The 17,007-nt window shown below is 44.5% G+C and carries 13 protein-coding genes; 6 read left to right on the top strand and 7 right to left on the bottom strand.

Features of this window, described 5'->3' with window-relative positions:
- Positions 1 to 39: 39 nt before the first annotated feature.
- The 5 genes from R7P36_RS14490 to R7P36_RS14470 all read right to left on the bottom strand — a co-directional run bounded on the left by R7P36_RS14490 (position 40) and on the right by R7P36_RS14470 (position 6,702).
- Positions 40 to 2,079, bottom strand: a complete 2,040-nt coding sequence (locus tag R7P36_RS14490) for a carboxylesterase family protein (RefSeq protein WP_213899520.1) — start codon at positions 2,077 to 2,079, stop codon at positions 40 to 42.
- A gap of 210 nt (positions 2,080 to 2,289) precedes the next feature.
- Complete coding sequence (locus R7P36_RS14485; RefSeq protein ID WP_318122190.1) at positions 2,290 to 3,945, bottom strand: hypothetical protein; 1,656 nt, start codon at positions 3,943 to 3,945, stop codon at positions 2,290 to 2,292.
- Positions 3,946 to 4,246: 301 nt separating this feature from the next.
- A complete protein-coding gene (locus tag R7P36_RS14480) occupies positions 4,247 to 5,602 on the bottom strand; it encodes an FUSC family protein (protein ID WP_065274594.1) in 1,356 nt (451 codons plus the stop codon).
- 13 nt (positions 5,603 to 5,615) lie between these two features.
- A complete protein-coding gene (locus R7P36_RS14475; protein ID WP_005377105.1) occupies positions 5,616 to 6,479 on the bottom strand; it encodes an HlyD family secretion protein in 864 nt (287 codons plus the stop codon).
- Between the two features lie 10 nt (positions 6,480 to 6,489).
- Entirely contained in the window at positions 6,490 to 6,702 is a 213-nt protein-coding gene (locus R7P36_RS14470) for a DUF1656 domain-containing protein (RefSeq protein WP_005377106.1), read from the bottom strand.
- Positions 6,703 to 7,128: 426 nt separating this feature from the next.
- Here R7P36_RS14470 and aspT point away from each other — a divergent pair, with 426 nt between their 5' ends.
- The 6 genes from aspT (at position 7,129) to R7P36_RS14440 (ending at position 14,395) form a co-directional block, all read left to right on the top strand.
- Entirely contained in the window at positions 7,129 to 8,844 is a 1,716-nt protein-coding gene (aspT, locus tag R7P36_RS14465; protein WP_318122189.1) for an aspartate-alanine antiporter, read from the top strand.
- Between the two features lie 95 nt (positions 8,845 to 8,939).
- Positions 8,940 to 10,535 (top strand): bifunctional aspartate transaminase/aspartate 4-decarboxylase, encoded by a 1,596-nt coding sequence (locus R7P36_RS14460; RefSeq protein WP_318122188.1) that lies wholly within the window; start codon positions 8,940 to 8,942, stop codon positions 10,533 to 10,535.
- 125 nt (positions 10,536 to 10,660) lie between these two features.
- Positions 10,661 to 11,518 (top strand): pyridoxal kinase PdxY, encoded by an 858-nt coding sequence (gene pdxY / locus R7P36_RS14455; protein WP_005377109.1) that lies wholly within the window; start codon positions 10,661 to 10,663, stop codon positions 11,516 to 11,518.
- A gap of 210 nt (positions 11,519 to 11,728) precedes the next feature.
- Positions 11,729 to 12,898, top strand: a complete 1,170-nt coding sequence (locus tag R7P36_RS14450) for a patatin-like phospholipase family protein (RefSeq protein WP_017634571.1) — start codon at positions 11,729 to 11,731, stop codon at positions 12,896 to 12,898.
- A 17-nt stretch (positions 12,899 to 12,915) separates the two neighbouring features.
- Entirely contained in the window at positions 12,916 to 13,344 is a 429-nt protein-coding gene (locus tag R7P36_RS14445) for a hypothetical protein (protein ID WP_047102715.1), read from the top strand.
- Between the two features lie 142 nt (positions 13,345 to 13,486).
- Positions 13,487 to 14,395 carry a LysR family transcriptional regulator gene (locus R7P36_RS14440; protein ID WP_017821360.1) on the top strand — a complete coding sequence of 303 codons (909 nt, stop codon included), beginning with the start codon at positions 13,487 to 13,489 and terminating at the stop codon, positions 14,393 to 14,395.
- Positions 14,396 to 14,681: 286 nt separating this feature from the next.
- Here R7P36_RS14440 and R7P36_RS14435 read toward each other — a convergent pair whose 3' ends face one another.
- Positions 14,682 to 15,833, bottom strand: a complete 1,152-nt coding sequence (locus tag R7P36_RS14435; RefSeq protein WP_318122187.1) for an ABC transporter permease — start codon at positions 15,831 to 15,833, stop codon at positions 14,682 to 14,684.
- Positions 15,830 to 16,996 (bottom strand): ABC transporter permease, encoded by a 1,167-nt coding sequence (locus tag R7P36_RS14430; RefSeq protein WP_213917262.1) that lies wholly within the window; start codon positions 16,994 to 16,996, stop codon positions 15,830 to 15,832. The genes R7P36_RS14435 and R7P36_RS14430 overlap by 4 nt, the downstream gene beginning before the upstream one ends.
- Between the last annotated feature and the right edge of the window lie 11 nt (positions 16,997 to 17,007).

The following is a 17,007-nucleotide window of genomic DNA, read 5'->3' as shown; positions in this document are numbered from 1 at the left end:
AGGTATTCGGTAACGAGTTTTTAGTGACTGAAGATAACGTTACATGTGACTCAGAATCAGCCCAAGTTCCTCGAGACCATTGAGGCGACCTTGGCGCAGTTTTGGATCGATGCCTGAGTGATGAGCATTGTCCCAGTCTTGCGTGGATTGAATACCGCCATCGTTATCGATCAGCAGTACTCGATCAGTCGCGCTGTTGTATTGGAAGTCTTCAAATAAACGTTCGCTAAACCACATACGAGAGAGCTCGTTCATCATCGCTTTGTCTTTGCTACCTGGGCGAACACTTGAACCATCAAGCTTTAATGCCTTATTAAACACAAATGGTAATTCCGATGCATTACAAGCGCCCACAATACAACTGATGCTTTTGAGTAAATCACCAACGTCAAGATCGCCATTTTCACCTTTGGTGTTGTAAGTCCATACGTTGAATCCAGGTTTGTAGTCAAAGTAGTAGAAGCTTGGCGTTGCTTCTGTTGCTTCTTCAGTTGAAACTTTATGACGGTTTGGACCCGTGAAGAGCAAATCATGCAACGTGGTTTTGAATTGCTGCATGTTTTTGGCCGCGCCATTCAGTTCACTTTCATCGTTAGGGAAGAAGTCAGCCAGAGCAAGTAACTCCGTGGTTGAATCGGAGTTCCCCAAACCGAAGAACAACTTAGTCATCGCCTCATAAGCGGTGCTAGGCAGCAGTTCCAATAAGTCAGAAAGATCGAGTTCAATCGAAGCTGAATCGCTGAGTAATGAACGATATTCAGCGCGTAAACGGTTTAAGTTCGTTTCCGATTCTAGCCACTCCACCATGTATTCGACGATTAAGCTTTCGTCACCATTTTCAATGATTTCTGGCGCTTCTTGGCTCAAGATTTCAATGATAGTTGGGATCAAAAATGTCAGGCTCGGCAGCATGCCCAGAGTATTGCTTTCTGCGCTGTTTGAGCCAATTACCGTCGGTACGATCCACTCACTCTCAATCGCTTGTTCAGTAAAGTGATAGCCTGGGACTTCTTTCACTAGAAACGCTGGTGGGCGATGCTCGATGTAAGGCGCAAATGGCATCAACGTAGCTAATAGGCTGTTGTCGCGTGTTGGGCTTATAACCGGAATATTCGCGGCGGTCAGTACCCAGTTCTTAAGACGTTGAATAGGATCGAGCATCTCGCTCTGTACCTTCATGACCTCTTCAAGTGGTAGTAACGCAAGATCTTCAACGCTTTGCTCTGGTCTTTGGCTCTTGGCAACATCGTAACTTTTATATTCAAAGCCGTATGCGTTGCTTTGCATGATGGCACGTTGAAAGTGCTCACCTGCGATTGCAGCATCGCCTTTTGATTGCTGTAAAATTCCCACAGACATGGCACCCGCACCTTGACCCATGAGTGTCACGTTTTGCGGATTGCCGCCGAATGCCTCTATGTTTTGTTGAACCCATTCAAGCGCGTGTTTTTGATCGCCTAGGCCAAAGTTACCGCCCTCTGGGTTGTCCAAACCATCGACCCAAACACTGCCCAACAAGCCCAAGCGATAGTTAAAAGTAACTGCAATAAACGGGTTACCATCGTCAGCACCTTGTGCAACCACCATATCACCATGAATCAGCGGTTCTGAGCCCGCGCCGTATTCAAAGTCTCCACCGTGAATAAAGACATACACTGGCAAATCTGCGTACGCTTCTGTCCCTGCTGGTCGCCAAATGTTTAGGTTCAAACAATCTTCTGATTGCGTTTGTGCCGTGGTTTTTAACTGCGGGCACGCATCACCGAACTGAGTCGCATCAATATCGCCTTCAAGTGGGACCGCAATGCTGTGCTGAAAGCGGTCTGCTTGCGCAAATTGGATACCTTTGAACGCCTCTACCGCTGCCAGTTTTTCATCCGCATCAAGAGGCGTGATGACGAGGGACTCTTTGGTCGCTTGAATGGTTGCATCGCCAATTTCCAAAGCGATTTGCTCTGGTGGTAAGGGTTGTAGTGGCTTCGGGCCGTTAGGAACGCTAGGTTTACTTGAGTCATCACTGCAAGCTGCTAAGGCAAGAGTGATGGTAATGGCTAAAGTTGAGCGATTGAGTAAAGTCATTGTTATGTCCAAAAAGTCATTTGGTGCGTGCACCGAAAATGTTAAACGGCATCTAACAAGCGACGTCCTGACGCTTTGGCATTAATCCGTGAATGGTTGGATGGCTTGTTGTATTGATGGCTCAAATGGTAGGACATCGGCGACAGTTTCAGTAATCGCCTTTGTAGGATGCAGTCCTACCATCGTCTAGGGGCCGGCTCTTTATGAGAGCTAGAAACGGTAACCAAGATTTAAGGTTACTGACTCTCGAGTTTCCCCTTTGTTATAGAGAAAGGTCAGGTTGTAGTTTTTGCCGATTTGCTTATTGAAACCAGTCAAAAACGCCCATTGATTAAGATCTACACCAATGTCGTAATCGAATTCGATATCACCACTTTTTACATGCCCGTCCATTCGAGCGTCCAGTCCTTGATATTCTGCTCCGACAAAGAACTGCGTGCGATAATCGACAAGTTGATAACCCAACATCGGCTGTACAGTAACAATACCATCGCCCCAATCATCTAAGCCCTTTAAGCGAGTTTGCGAATAGGTACCAGTGACAGAAGCAAAGAATTCTTTATAGCCAACCGAAAGGGTTGTACCTATACCACGAAGGTCATATTCCAAATGCAGCGGCACGTCTAAGCGTCCGCGACTACAAAGTGCAGATAAACCATCGCAAAACTTATCACCTAATCCTGGCAGTTTATCGTTCAGCTTATCTTTTATGTACTGGCCACCTTCACCCGTGTAGGCGGCATCAACATTGGCATCGACATTAACTTTTCCGATGTAACCAAATACATTCCAAAATGGCAGGATGTTTACATCGCCACGAAGCGTCATGCTCTCAGCACTGACGATGCCGACACTGTCTTCTGGATCAAACAGTTCATTAAGGCCGATGCCTTCAATCGTGAAATCATTAAATGGAATATTCATATCTTGATTTCGATACGCTAGCGACACACCAAACGGCAGAGGCAAATCGATACCTTGACGACGAACCATATCACCCATTAAAGGAAAAACTCGGTCTAGCTTAACACTGGCTTCTTGCATGCGTGGATCAGAGACCTCATTCAAGCGTTTTTCGTCTAGTACTTGCACGCCAAGCTTATCTTCATAAATCGCTACCGGTTTTACGCTGCTCATCATTTCGAGGGGTTTATTTTTCTTTGAACCAACTATCTTGGTGTTTTTACTGGCAATCGCAATTTTGCCTGATGTTAATTTCTGGAAGAGGATCTCTTGATCGTAAGAATCCACTTGGTAGTTGTGATGTGTGAACGGTTTATCGTTGGTAATGACCATACGTTTCGGTTCACCATTAACCAACTCAATATCAACGCTTAAAAAGCGAAAGTAGGCGATATCTTGAGGAAGATCGTATTTTGAGTAATTAAAACTGATGATCACATTACCATTCTGATCCTCTTTGGCTCTTACTGATGACGGATCAAAACTCTCCGCGTAGTTTCGAAGGCGGTATTCTGTTCGTGTGAAAGCTTCGATCTCATCAAGTACTTTTTCATTTTCATCGAGTTGTTCAGGGTTGTACTTGATACGCAGATCAATGTTGCCTTTGTTATCGGTGTTCTTAACCAAGTAGACGGACGAATCGCGAACGCTATCACCGATTTTAACACTTCGGTGGGCATGCTCGACCAAATGCTCGCCTTGAACTAGAGAGCTGATGGCCAGTTTTGGTAAATCATGACTGATACCGTATTTGTCGAACAGTGCTCGGCCTTGCTCGATTACTTCGTTGTAGGTCGTCGTCTCTTCAGCGGCGAAGCCAAAAGTGGGGGTAGTAAGCATTAGTGCGCTCGCGAGCACAGTAAGAGAAGACGTCTTGCCGGCGCGTAATTCAAAAAAACTCATGACAGTTTCCACTCTGAATAGCCTCAAACCTTCGAGACTCAGACAGTTAATGTGTCACTGAACTTCTTGTTCAGTTAGATAGATGTGTTTGCTGTGATTGACGTTGTGAATGCAGAGTTTTCGATTGCATTTCGTGAATCAATGAGAGGATTTTATGAGGTGAAGAGAGATTCCGTTAATCGCTTTTGATGGATACTATCCTCGCTTTATGGGTGAGGCAGGAATAGGGCAGTGAACAAAGCAAAAAGCCCCGCAGAGCAAAAGCAATGCGGGGCTTTAGTTTCAAGAACGGAGGTGACGCTTAGGCCGTGACGCGAACACGGAACAGATCAGTAAACAACTTGGCAATCATCAAAATAGTCATAATGTTTACCAGCATCAGCAAGGGCGTTTCAATTCGATACGCTGGGGTTAAATTGAGCGCTCCTGATGTCAAGACAACCAATAAGTTAATACCTAGAATTCTGTGTACCATCAGCTTTGGTGTGGAAAATACCTTCCAAATCACGATGATGTTGATGAAGTAGAATAGCCCAAGCTGCCAAAGCTCGGTCATCATTGGCATTAGGAAAATGTATTGCAATAGAATCACCGTGCCAGTGCCTATCACACCAAAAAATGCATCTTTAATAATGCTTGGTGGCATAGTAGGAACGATTGAAGAGAACACGCCTGCTAGCATCGGAAAAATGAAACCTCCGGGCACAGGAAGGTAAATCCAGATCAGCAGTGACGTTACGAACATGGAGACACCTTGCAGTACCTTTCTGCCGTCTTCATTCAAATGCTGGATGAAGGTCCGATGCTCGTGATGCCAAACCGTGTTTTTCTCTCTTTGCATAACATAAGCAACGTGACCAATGAGCGACGTACTTGGATTTTTAATATCAAAGCTTTGAAGTTGCTGCGTTAGCGTTGGCCAATCGATCTCACGACTTTGCGATTTATCTGCTTGTTCTAGCAATCGGTCTTGGATTTGTGCCATCTCATTTAAACGCGCACGCCATAGCTGACGATGTTCTTTCAAGTGGTAGCTGCCAGTAAGTGGTAAGCCGACCAGTTGGAATAACTTTTCTATGTTGGCGGTGTTGGTCTCAAGAGCTTCAATATCTATATCATTGGGCGATTTCATAGCGTTAAGCATCGCCTCTCTGCTGGCCTCAAAACGTTGAATGAAGTTTTGTTCTGTACTGACTGGCCAGACTAATCGGTACACAACAGAAAACGTGATCACACCAAGAATCGTCTCTTGCATACGAAGAACAGCGAAGTGGAACGTTGCTTGACTATCAAATCCTCCCATACATGCGATGATGGAGCACACAGCAAAACCGATAGAGAACACATAACCATACTTTTCGTCGCTCGACATAAAAATGCACGCACCTAAAAACAAGGTGAAGAAGGTGAGAAACAAAAAGCGATCTTGAGAAAACGTCGTGATGAGGAAAAAGGCATAACCGATGCCAAGGAGGGTTCCTAATAAGCGATTATGACCTTTGTTTATTGAGTGAGCGAAGCTTTCATTTAATGCCATTACCGCGACTGCGATCGCTGCCCAATACGGTTTCTCCCATTGAAACCATAAGGCAAGGCAGATCGCGATAACGATAGACAGCGCAGCTTTGATTGCTTCTTTGGTTGAGGCATTAAACATACATTCCACCACATTATTGTTTGATGATTTTGATAGAGGCCGTCATACCAACACGTAGTTGAAAATCTTTCGGTAAGTGATCTAATTTAACTTTAATTGGAATGCGTTGAGCTAAGCGTATCCACTGAAAGTTAGGGTTCACATTGGGCAAAAGATCGTTACCAGTACTACCATCTTGCTTCGCAATGCCGTAGCCAATGCTTTTGATTTTGCCTTCCAGCACAGCTTCATTGTGCATCATTAAGGTCACGTAGGCTTTATCTTGTGGATCAACGCCAACTAAATCCGTTTCTTTGAAATATCCTTCGATCCAAAAGCTGTCTTCATCAATTAAAGCCACGACTGGGGAGTTAGCGACGACTTGAGAGCCGACGCGTAAGTTCAAATTAGTGATATAACCATTCGTTGGCGCATAAACTTTTGTGTAATCAAGGTTTAGCTTGGCTTCTTCAACATTGGCTTTCGCGAGTTCTACGTTGGCAACGGCTGTCTCCACCGCATTGTCTAGGTTATTCAATGTCAGTACAGGTACGGCGCCAGGTGTGCGCTTTTCTAACTTAAGTGCTCGCTGCTCTTCATTTTTGGCCTTTGCTAGTAATGCAATGGCTTGCTTTTGAGCTGCTAGCGCTTTGTGGTACGCCGCTTTATAGATGCTTGGGTCAATCTCAAACAGCAAATCGCCTTGTTTCACTTGCGAATTGTCTTCGACGTAGACTTGGATGATTTGTCCTGTTACGCGGGGGGTTATAGAAACGATGTGCGCGCTAACTTGGCCATCTCTAGTCCAAGGGTTGTCAGAGTATGATTGGTAGTAGCTGAAAATCACGGTGCCAGCGGAACACAGTAATAGCAGTGTGATGAGATAACGTTTTATCACGGAATTTGCCTCAAAATATGGTAATGAATCGACCAATAACGCCAGTAAAAATCACAATTAGGCTTAGCTCAGCGAGCGCAGGAAATGCAACGTATTTGTGGAGTCCCAGTTTTGTTGCAACGGTTCCAACCAAAATGGTGAGCATGTAAGCCAATGCAATAACCAGCAACAAGGGAGGGAAGTAAACTTCGCCCCACACAAGTTCATGTGGCATTGAGTTCATGGTGTTTTTCTCTATTAACTTGATGAATGTAAAGATAAGGCAAGTGATGGCATCAGTGATAATCGCTTTTGTAGGATCTAATCCATCAAGAGAAAGGTGTTATGCGCTATATAGAGGGAATAGCGCAACAAAGTAGCTTTTTGGACAGTGAAAATAAAAATAAATTTATTTTCCAATTTATTTGATGTTCATTTCAGACCACTAAGTTATTAAATTTTCGACAATTATTGTTCAATGTTTGCGTTTGAATATGCGAAGTGATGGTTTCATCCTTCAAATGGGATTACGAGTTGTGAGGTTTTGTTTCTAATATTCGCTTCGAAGCAAACGAGATGCTTTTTAAATTAAATAATCCAACAAATATGAGTGACAGATTATTCGTTAGATTATTTGAGGTTTATATTTATTAGTAAGAGTAAAATTGTCATGGAAATTATTTCTAACCTTTTTGACATGGCACCATTTGTTGCTCTCTTTATTACGCTCTCTCTCGGTTATATGGTAGGTAAAATTACCATTGGTCGATTTGTTCTTGGCGGTGTTGCGGGAACATTATTAATGGGTGTAATTATTGGGCAATTTGGTGTTCATATTGATCCCGGCGTAAAAAGCATTTTCTTTGCACTCTTTATTTACGCAGTAGGGTATCAAGGTGGTGCGCAGTTCTTTAAAGCATTGAACTTTAGAACCATCAACATTCTACTTTCTGCTGTAGTGATGACGGTTTCTGGCCTGCTTTGTGTACTAGCAGCAGCTTGGATGTTTGATCTAGACAGAGGTACGGCAGCAGGCCTTGCAGCTGGTGGTTTGACTCAATCGGCAATCATCGGTACAGCGGGTGATGCGATCGCACGTCTTGGTGGTGTGACAGAAGAAGCGAAGCACCTAATGCAGACCAACGTCGCAGTAGGCTACGCGGTTACGTACATCTTTGGTTCGCTTGGTCCAATTCTGATGGTGACATGGGTATTCCCAACACTGATGAAGTGGGATATCCGAGCAGAAGCGATTGCGCTAGAAGAGAAAAATTCAAATGGTAAGCGTGATTTAGCGCCGGGTGAGTTCAACGCTATCACAGCGCTGGTTACACGAGCATTTAAAGTGAGCAAAGATGGTGGGCTAGCAGGCAAAACCTTAGCTCAGTTAAACCAACACGCTCTAGCTACTTGTATTGAATTGATTCAACGTGATGGCAAAGTGCTAGAAGTGGACAAATTCACAGCACTGAAAGAAGGGGATGTCATTGTTGTAACTGGTCGTCGTAATGCGGTACATAAGCTGCAAGATGGTTTGGCTGACAACGAGATTGCACTTCCAGAAGGCTATGAAGTTATTGAAGAAAACCGTCAACTGATCGCAGACAACCGCAAACTGATTGGTAAGTCGCTGCAAGAGATTAAAGAGGCTTCGAACCAAGGCTCTATGCGCGGTATTTATGTGACAGACTATATTCGTGAAGGCAACTCAATTGAAATGACGCCGGATCTTGTGGTGAAGAAAAACGACGTCATCCAGCTTACAGGTACCGCAAAAGATATCAATCGCGTTGAGAAAAACATTGGTCAGCGAATGGGCTCAGCAAACGTGACTGACTTAATCGTGCTTGGTATGGGCATGGTGGTGGGCCTATTAATTGGTCTAATCAGTTTTAAGATTGCTGGTATTCCCGTCACTATCGGTTCTGGTGCAGGTTGTTTGATCTCAGGTTTGATCGTCGGTTGGTTGCGTAGCCGCAATCCGCATGTTGCTCAGTTTCCTGTGGGGGCCGCGAACTTTATTCGAGATTTCGGTTTGGCAGCATTTGTGGGCATTGTTGGCCTTGAGGCTGGGCCTCAAGCGGTCGACACCATCAAAGAACACGGTATGTCTCTGTTGTTCCTTGGCATGGGTGTAACGATTATCCCTCAGATTATTTCGTTCTTCTTCTCATATTTTGTATTGAAGATTAAGAATCCAGTTGAAGCACTTGGCTGTGTGACAGGTGGACGAAGTGCGAACCCAGCATTTGCGGCTTTAATGGAAAAAACAGGTAATGCAACACCAGTATTCTCATTCACCGTGACTTATGCAGTCGCCAATGTACTGCTTACCCTATGGGGTCCAATTATTGTCGGCATTATTACTTTAAACGCAGGCATGTAATTTAAATAAATTCGAACACTCTTATCGCCTAATTAAATAGGCGGTAGGGGAAGTATTATCCAAATTTTACTAAATAATAAATTCAGGTAAATATTATGACTACGCAAAATACAACAATTGATTTTTCAAAATTTGCAGATTTAAGCCCATTTGAATTAAAAGATAAACTTATTGAAGTGGCACAAACTGTTCCTGACCGCGCTTTATTAGATGCAGGTCGTGGTAATCCTAATTTTCTTGCGACACTACCGCGTAAAGCGTTCATTCGTTTGGGTGAGTTCGCAATATTGGAAGCCGAGCGCACTTATTCATACCTAGATGGTGGTTTCGGTGGCATTCCAGATGGTGTGGGCATTGTTGAACGCTTCGACACGTTTGCAAACGACAATAAGAAAGACCAAGGCGTGCAGTTCTTGGAAAAGTCGCTGAGCTACGCAAAAGACCGTTTGGGTCTAGAGAAACAAGCATTCTTGAATGAACTGGTTAACGCATACCTTGCATGTAACTACCCAGTGCCACCACGTATGTTGACGAACATCGAAACCGTTGTGAAGCAATACATTGCAGAAGAGATGTACGGCCCAATGCCAATGACAACAGACTTCGATCTGTTTGCAACGGAAGGCGGTACGGCGTCTATGACGTACACCTTCCAAACTATGTTCAACAACGGTCTATTGAAGAAAGGTGACAAGGTTGCGCTAATCACTCCAATCTTTACGCCTTACCTAGAGATTCCAGAACTGAGTGAATACGAACTGGAAATCGTTGAACTACGTCTGGATGAGACAACATGGCAACTGCCGATGTCTGAAATCGAAAAGCTTGCAGATACAGGCATCAAACTGCTTTGTGTTGTTAACCCGGCAAACCCAGCGTCTGTGAAGTTCTCGGATGAGACTCTGGATAACCTATCAAATTTTGTGAACAACGAACGTAGCGACCTGTTCATTGTGACTGACGATGTATACGGCACATTTGCGGACGACTTTGTCTCACTGTTTGCAAAACTGCCATACAACACGCTTTGTGTGTATTCGTTCTCTAAGTACTTCGGTGCAACAGGCTGGCGTTTAGGCTCGATTGCGATTCAACACAACAACGTGTTTGACGATGCAATGCGTAGCCTTCCTGAAGTGCGTCAACTTGAGTTGGACGATCGTTACAAAACGCTGACTCCGGAACCTCGTGAGATCAAGTTTATTGACCGTATCGTTGCCGACAGCCGTAGCGTAGCGCTTAACCACACAGCAGGTTTGTCGCTTCCTCAACAAGTTCAAATGGCGCTGTTCTCATTGAATTGTCTGATGGACTCAGAGAAAAACTACAAAGAAGCATGTAAACGCATCATTCGCGAGCGTTACAAAACTCTGTACAAAAACATGGGTGTAGAAATTGAAGAAAACAAAGATCGTGTGGACTACTACACACTGCTTGAGCTCGACACTCTGGGCGGCAAATTGTACGGACCAGCATTCGTTGAATGGTTCAAAGCGAGCGAGAAGGGCAAAGACTTCCTGTTCCGCCTTGCACATGAAACCGGCGTTATCCTACTTCCAGGCCAAGGCTTCGATGTAGTGCATGCATCAGTTCGAGTTTCGCTAGCAAACCTTACTCACCACGAATACGAGCTTATCGGTCGTGCAACACGCAAAGTGTTGGATGAGTACTTTGCTGAATTCAAAGGCTAATGAATCCAGCCTGATTAAGAATAAGCCTCGGCGTTGTCGAGGCTATTCCGACCAAATAAGCACAGTGCGCGGCATTGTGTTTATTTAGTCGCCAAGCTAACAAACTTCCCTATTAAGAGTGACTTATGAAAAGCATTATTTCTATTCAATCTCATGTGGTTTATGGCCACGCCGGAAACAGTTCTGCAGTCTTCCCAATGCAGAGAATGGGCCTCGAAGTATGGCCAATTCACACGGTTCAGTTTTCAAATCACACTCAGTACCAGCAAGGTTGGACTGGACAGAAGTTTGGGGCAGATGAAATTCATTCTCTAATGAGAGGCTTAGATAACATTGAGAAGTTAGGCGAATGTGGCGCGATACTGTCCGGTTATCAAGGCAGCGCAGAGCAATGTCGAGCGGTGGCCGAAGCGGTAAGTTTAGTCAAATCGCGTAACCACAGCGCGCTTTATGTGTGTGACCCAGTTATGGGTGATCCAGACAAAGGTTGCATTGTGGCAGACGGTGTCAAAGAAGCGATAAGCCATAGCTTGTTGCCCATCGCTGATGTGATTGTTCCTAACCAGTTTGAACTGAGCGAGTTAACAGGTGTGAAAATTGACTCTCTTTATGATGCGGTCACTGCATGTAAAAAAGCCCTAGAGCTGGGACCGAAAATGGTATTGGTGAAACACCTGCATGCACTAACAGATGACGCCTTCAGTATGATTTTAGCCACGCCGAAAGCAAGCTATTTGGCCCAACGCCCTAGTGTTGAATTTGCTATGCAGCCAGTCGGTGTCGGTGATTTGATTTCTGCGATTTTTACTTCTTGTTTGGTGAAGAAGATGTCTCCTGTCGCAGCCTTTCGTCATACACATAACGCCGTTTACGGTGTATTGGAGATCACCAAAGGCTATGGCACATGGGAGCTACAGACGATCAATGCCCAATACGAATTTGTCGAACCGACGCATGAGTTCAACGTCGTGAAAATTGCTTAGCGCAGTACCTAATTAACGGAGAAGCGTAAAGTTAGCATATAGAAACTTGGCATAATTGCTTTGATGGATAGCATCCTACAATCGCGATTATGGGGTTTAGCCGTGCCTAGCTATAGTAACTCCACACAACGAAACGGACTTCATTTTGACCCAATTAACTTCAAACTGAGTCTCTGGTCATACGCCAGAGAACATTAAATGAGACTGATTATGAATCGTTTAATTTCCTCTGGTGTGACGGTTGCACTTTCGCTGTTGATAGTAGCTTGTAGTTCACCTCATACGCTGGATGTTCGTGTTTCTCAAAGCAACTATAAAGATGTCGAGATCGCGAGTTCGACACCAAATGAGCCACTTCGAATGTGGGCCAATGAAGCGCCGGATTTTCTCTACTCAGCGCACAATCAAACCACACCGATCAAAGTAGAGGGTGAACAGCTCAATATTTTGGCCTTATCGGGTGGTGGCGTAAACGGCGCATACGGGGCCGGCGTTTTGATGGGGCTACAGGAAAAGGGGGAGCTAAAAGATTATGCCATCATTACTGGAGTCAGTGCGGGTGCCCTAATCGCTCCTTTTGTTTTCATTGGCGGTGATGCGATGCCAAAGATGAAAGAAGTCATGCTCAACATCAATGATAAGAATATTTTGGGTAAGAAGAACTTCTTAAATACCCTGTTTAAGGACGCGTTTACCGATGGTGAGAACCTCTATGATTTCATCGCAGACGCTTACCCTGAGCCCATGATCGAGGCGATGGCGCAGCAACACCGCAATGGTAAACGCCTCTTTATTGGCAGTACCCATTTTGATTCAGGCGAACTGGTGATTTGGAATATTGGTGCGATTGCGAACAGTGATTTAGCGGACAAATCTGAACTTATTTACAAGGTGCTTGCTGCGAGCGCATCGATCCCTGGTGTTTTCCCTCCACAATTTATCGATGTTGAACATGATGGAGAAACACTTGAGGAGTTACACGTAGATGGCGGTCTCGCAGCGCAGGTGTTCTTTAATCCGTCTAACTTCAACTATCAACAAATCTCAGATGCTTTGGGGTTAGAAAAAGCGCCTCAGTTGGATGTGATTCGCAATGGTGCGTTAAAAGCGCCGTATCGTCCACTAAAAGACAAAGGTTTGGACTTGGTATCGAAGAGTGTCTCAAGCCTTACGCTAGCGCAAACTCGTGGTGATCTCTATCGAATGAAATACATCAGTGAAATCAACGATATCGAGATGCAGTTTACCTACATTGATCAAGATTTCAGATACGCCAAAGTAACGAAAGATATGTTCGATCACCGCTACTTGCTGACGATTTACGAATATGGATTCAAAAAAGCCACCCAAGGGCAACTTTGGGTAACTGAACTCCCTTAATACAGGAAAACGATACAATGAAAAAAGCCGTTCTTACACTCATGATGCTTACCGCTTCCGCGACTGCATTCGCCCAAAGTGGAGCCCATCTTGACCAGCAAAAAGTGGATAGTGATATGCAGCAACTGTCTGCAATCAAAGAAGAAGGTGCAGCCTTTATTATGATTGACGAGAACTCGAGTTACGTGGCGGTCGAGTTCGTGGGAAAGTGGGAAGAGATCAACAACTATGTGTCACACAAAGAAGCGAAACAACGTAAATTGGAAAAAGTGAACAAGCAGTTCGTGTACTCTCAGGTCGGTGAAACGTTGGAGTCACTTGAGCAAAAAGTCGTTGACCACATTTACGCTGATCAACCTAAATATTTCAGTGTCGATGTCTACCGTGATTACCATGGTGACTCAGGAGAATTCAACTATTTAGCTCGTGTCGTTGAGTACAACTAAGTTAGAGAAAACCTACTGACGCTAGTAGGTTTTTTTGTGTTGTCGAGAAGGAATTCAAACGCAGATTGTTACCGTTACCAAGTAGCAATTCTACGATCTTGTGGTAATTTAATTAGATAACTCTAAAAAGTAAGCACAACCTATGAATTTTAGTTTTGAACAACTTCTCGCGTTCGTAACCGTTTATGAACAGCTTTCGTTTAGTAAGGCGGCGGTCAAACTCAATAAGCACCGAACTACAATAGGGCAGGTGATTACCAATCTTGAAGATCAACTGGCGGTCAACCTGTTTGAGCGAGTGGGGCGCTCGGTAGAACCGACAGAAGATGGTCATCTTCTTTACCACTATGCTAAGCAAACCATCGAACAAGCACGTACTTTCGATAAAGTCGCATTAAGTCTGGCTTACGGTGGGTTAGAGAATGTTAGTATCGCCTATTCAAGCGCTATACCACACCGTTTTCTTGTATTGCTTCGTATTCAATTAGCAGCAGATTTTCCGATGATGCGAGTTAACTTTCTTGTTCGTAATCGCAACGAAATTAAAGAGGGTTTACAGAATGGTGAGTATCAATTCGGTATTGTCAATGTACATGATAGTCGAGCAATACATAGTTTGGATGCGACGTTTTTAGGTCATTTTGAATTTGTTCCTTTCGTCCAGAAAGGTGGTGAACTCGCTTCTGTGGCACCAGATCGAGTATTGACAGCCTTGAGGAATAGTAAACAATTTGTACTGCGGTCTCTTATTGAAGAGGGAATGGGCGAAAAAGTCATCGTAAGTTCGAACCATGAAGAGGTCGACCAATTGGCCCTTGTAGTGAAAATGGTTGAAGCAGGTTTAGGATGGGCGATTCTCCCCAGAACGTTTGCCCATTCGGAGTTTTCTAATAATCATATAGAGCCAGTGGAAGCTTCTGAATTATTGGAAGGTTTTAAGTTTGGTTTTGGCCTATGGTGCCAACCCTCTAAGCAAGTCGGTGATGTAAAAAATTCAATCATGAAGGTCGTTACAGAATACCGAGAGAAAATAATCCGCGATATGACTTAGCGGCGACATGTATCTTGCTCATCCCTATCAACAACAAGACTCAATGTGAGTCTTGTTTTTTTGTGTCTGAAAAACGTTATCTTTCTAGCGAAGACTAATGTCTATTGGAAGGATATGACCCTCTATATGAGAGTATGGAATCCATACTTTTTGGCTTAATCTAATCTCGCTCAATGGGTAAGCCCAGAGCAAAAAGTGTTTTTACCATATGTCCGCTGCAAGGACGCAGATTTTCAGCCGGGTTTAGTTACCCGGCTTTTTTTATAGTAATAGAAAATGTCAGCTGTCACCCCAAGCTCTCTGTTACAACTGGCTTGTTACTTCGCTTAGCAATCCAGTACGCAACGCTACCCCAAAGCACAGTGAGTGCCCAAAGTGCCGTCCAATGTAGAGCGACTTGTTGCCAGGTTGCCCCCATTTGGTTTAGCGCTAAGAAAGCTTTGATCGCCCATGTACTTGGACTTAAATCAGCAATCCATAGTAAAGGAGTAGGTATGGCTTCAATCGGCCAAATAAAACCAGCCAAGAAAATGAGCGGCATAGAGCTCACTAGGACGACTAAGGTGACAAGTTCACGCCGAGGTAATAAGTAACCTAGCCAGAAGCCTAGTCCGCAACAACCTAAAAAGAACGGTAACAACATAGCCAGCAATTCGCCCGCGTTGGCGATATGGTTTACGTTTAAGCGTTCGAAGCTAAAACCAAAATAATAGGCGCCGAGTAAATAATAAATTGCCACAAATATTAACGTTCTCACAAGCAGCAGCGATCCCGTTGATACTTGTGACCAATAGCCACGACCATGACGCTGTGTTCCCGTTTGTAACCCAACCGCCATGATCAACGTTTGTTGTAAAATCAGAACAAATACTGCCGGCACTACGTATTCGATGTAACCCATGGTTGGGTTGAACGTCGGTTTCATATTAAGCTTAATAGCAGAGTAATTATGGCTAGCCATACTCATGGGCACACCATCTATCACCATTTTACTGACTTTCACTTGGGCCCCTAATGTGCCTCCCGCTTGGGCCAATCCTTCTACCACGGTTCCGTACACGAGAAAATACGAGGCGTCCGCAGCGTAGGCCAGAGTCGGGCTTTTACCTAGCATTAGGTCTTTGTAAAAGTGTTCTGGTATGACTAAAAAACCGGTGATCTCTCGTTGTAAAAATGCTTGCTTTGCATCGGCAATCGTATGAAGTCGAGTGACTACGTTGACTTGTGGGGTGGCATCAACCATACGTTCCAGCTTTAAACTCGTCTGACTACCATCTAGATTAACAATCGCGATTGGTTGTTCACGAGGCGTTTGTTGTGCATAAGGCAAAGGGTATAAAAACGAGTAAAATACGACACCACCAAACACGGTCAACGTAACGACTGGATTGGTTAGAACGGCCTTAAGTTCCGCTTTAATCAGTTGCCACAATGTCATACCGCCTCCTTCGCTTGGCGTGTTGATGAAGCTGTTCGATGTTTACCCATCAAGGCTGCGGTAATGAGCAGAGGCATAACGTAACCAATCATAGGCCATAGCGAGCTTAAAGATTGCGCGGCCGATGCTCCATAGTTTGCTTGACTCACTTGTACTTCAATGTAATGGGTAATCGGTAATAATGAACGCCATGCATAAGCGAGCGTGTTCATGTCAGAAACTGGGAATGTAATTCCCATGAACGCGAAGCTTGGAGCCGTAAATGCGCCAGCAAAACTCATCGCACGTGCAGGATCCATCGACAAGAAGAAGAACAACGCTCCCATAATGATACAGGCGATAACCGTCGCCAATTGTGCTAATAGCATAACCACAAAACTGCCTTCCATTGGCCAATCAAGCACGGAATAAAACCAGTACAAGAACAACGCACCTTGCGCCATAAAGACCGGAATGTACCGACTTAATAAGGTAGTGAGCCTGGCGTATGGCTTTTCGCCCAAAAATGCAAAGCCATTCTTTCCACCATAAATGCGAAAGTGCGCGGCAAGAATCAAAATAGTGCTTACTACAATACATATTTGCCAAATGGCTGGCACGATAGCCGTTACCAAAAATTGTGCGTAGTTATTGTTACGGTTAAATAATGCGGTTATTTGTGTTGACACGGGTACAGCCTGTCCAGCCGCTGCTAACGTTGTGGTGTTACCCTTAGCCAAGTTGCCCATTACTTCAACCTGAGCGTCGAAATAGCCTTGTGCTTGCGCAACAGCAGAGTTGATCAGTTTCGCTACCAAAATGTACTGACTGTTGTAAAAGACAGAAAGTTGAGGTTGGCGGTGCTGGAGAATGTCTTGGTCGAACTTAGATGGGATGACCGCGTAAGCGTAGATATCGCCTTCAATCATCGCATTTTTTGCTTCGCTTGCACTGGTGTAGTGATAGTTAACAGCCAGACTCGACGACGCATCCAAAGATTGAATGAGCTTTCGAGAAAGTTGGGAATGTTGTAGATCAACCACACCGATTGGCAGATCCCGGGCAATGCCCGCAGAGAACACTCCCCAAATCATCATCGCGAGCAAAATCGGTATCCAAGTAAGGCACGAAAGCAACCACTTGTCTCGTCGTAAGATATGCCGCTGTGAAATCTTAATCGTCATAGCATTAACCT

Origin of the sequence: Vibrio sp. 397 (assembly GCF_033339395.1) — a bacterium.
GTDB classification, from domain to species: domain Bacteria; phylum Pseudomonadota; class Gammaproteobacteria; order Enterobacterales; family Vibrionaceae; genus Vibrio; species Vibrio alginolyticus.
The sequence above is the reverse complement of the archived record's forward strand: the minus strand, read 5'-3'. Positions and strand labels throughout refer to the sequence as shown.

Bases quoted from the DNA above. Each gene is read 5' to 3' on its own strand.
- R7P36_RS14490 (WP_213899520.1), bottom strand. From the start codon at position 2,079: ATGACTTTACTCAATCGCTCAACTTTAGCCATTACCATCACTCTTGCC.
- R7P36_RS14485 (WP_318122190.1), bottom strand. From the start codon at position 3,945: ATGAGTTTTTTTGAATTACGCGCCGGCAAGACGTCTTCTCTTACTGTG.
- R7P36_RS14480 (WP_065274594.1), bottom strand. From the start codon at position 5,602: ATGTTTAATGCCTCAACCAAAGAAGCAATCAAAGCTGCGCTGTCTATC.
- R7P36_RS14470 (WP_005377106.1), bottom strand. From the start codon at position 6,702: ATGAACTCAATGCCACATGAACTTGTGTGGGGCGAAGTTTACTTCCCT.
- aspT (WP_318122189.1), top strand. From the start codon at position 7,129: ATGGAAATTATTTCTAACCTTTTTGACATGGCACCATTTGTTGCTCTC.
- R7P36_RS14460 (WP_318122188.1), top strand. From the start codon at position 8,940: ATGACTACGCAAAATACAACAATTGATTTTTCAAAATTTGCAGATTTA.
- pdxY (WP_005377109.1), top strand. From the start codon at position 10,661: ATGAAAAGCATTATTTCTATTCAATCTCATGTGGTTTATGGCCACGCC.
- R7P36_RS14450 (WP_017634571.1), top strand. From the start codon at position 11,729: ATGAATCGTTTAATTTCCTCTGGTGTGACGGTTGCACTTTCGCTGTTG.
- R7P36_RS14445 (WP_047102715.1), top strand. From the start codon at position 12,916: ATGAAAAAAGCCGTTCTTACACTCATGATGCTTACCGCTTCCGCGACT.
- R7P36_RS14440 (WP_017821360.1), top strand. From the start codon at position 13,487: ATGAATTTTAGTTTTGAACAACTTCTCGCGTTCGTAACCGTTTATGAA.
- R7P36_RS14435 (WP_318122187.1), bottom strand. From the start codon at position 15,833: ATGACATTGTGGCAACTGATTAAAGCGGAACTTAAGGCCGTTCTAACC.
- R7P36_RS14430 (WP_213917262.1), bottom strand. From the start codon at position 16,996: ATGACGATTAAGATTTCACAGCGGCATATCTTACGACGAGACAAGTGG.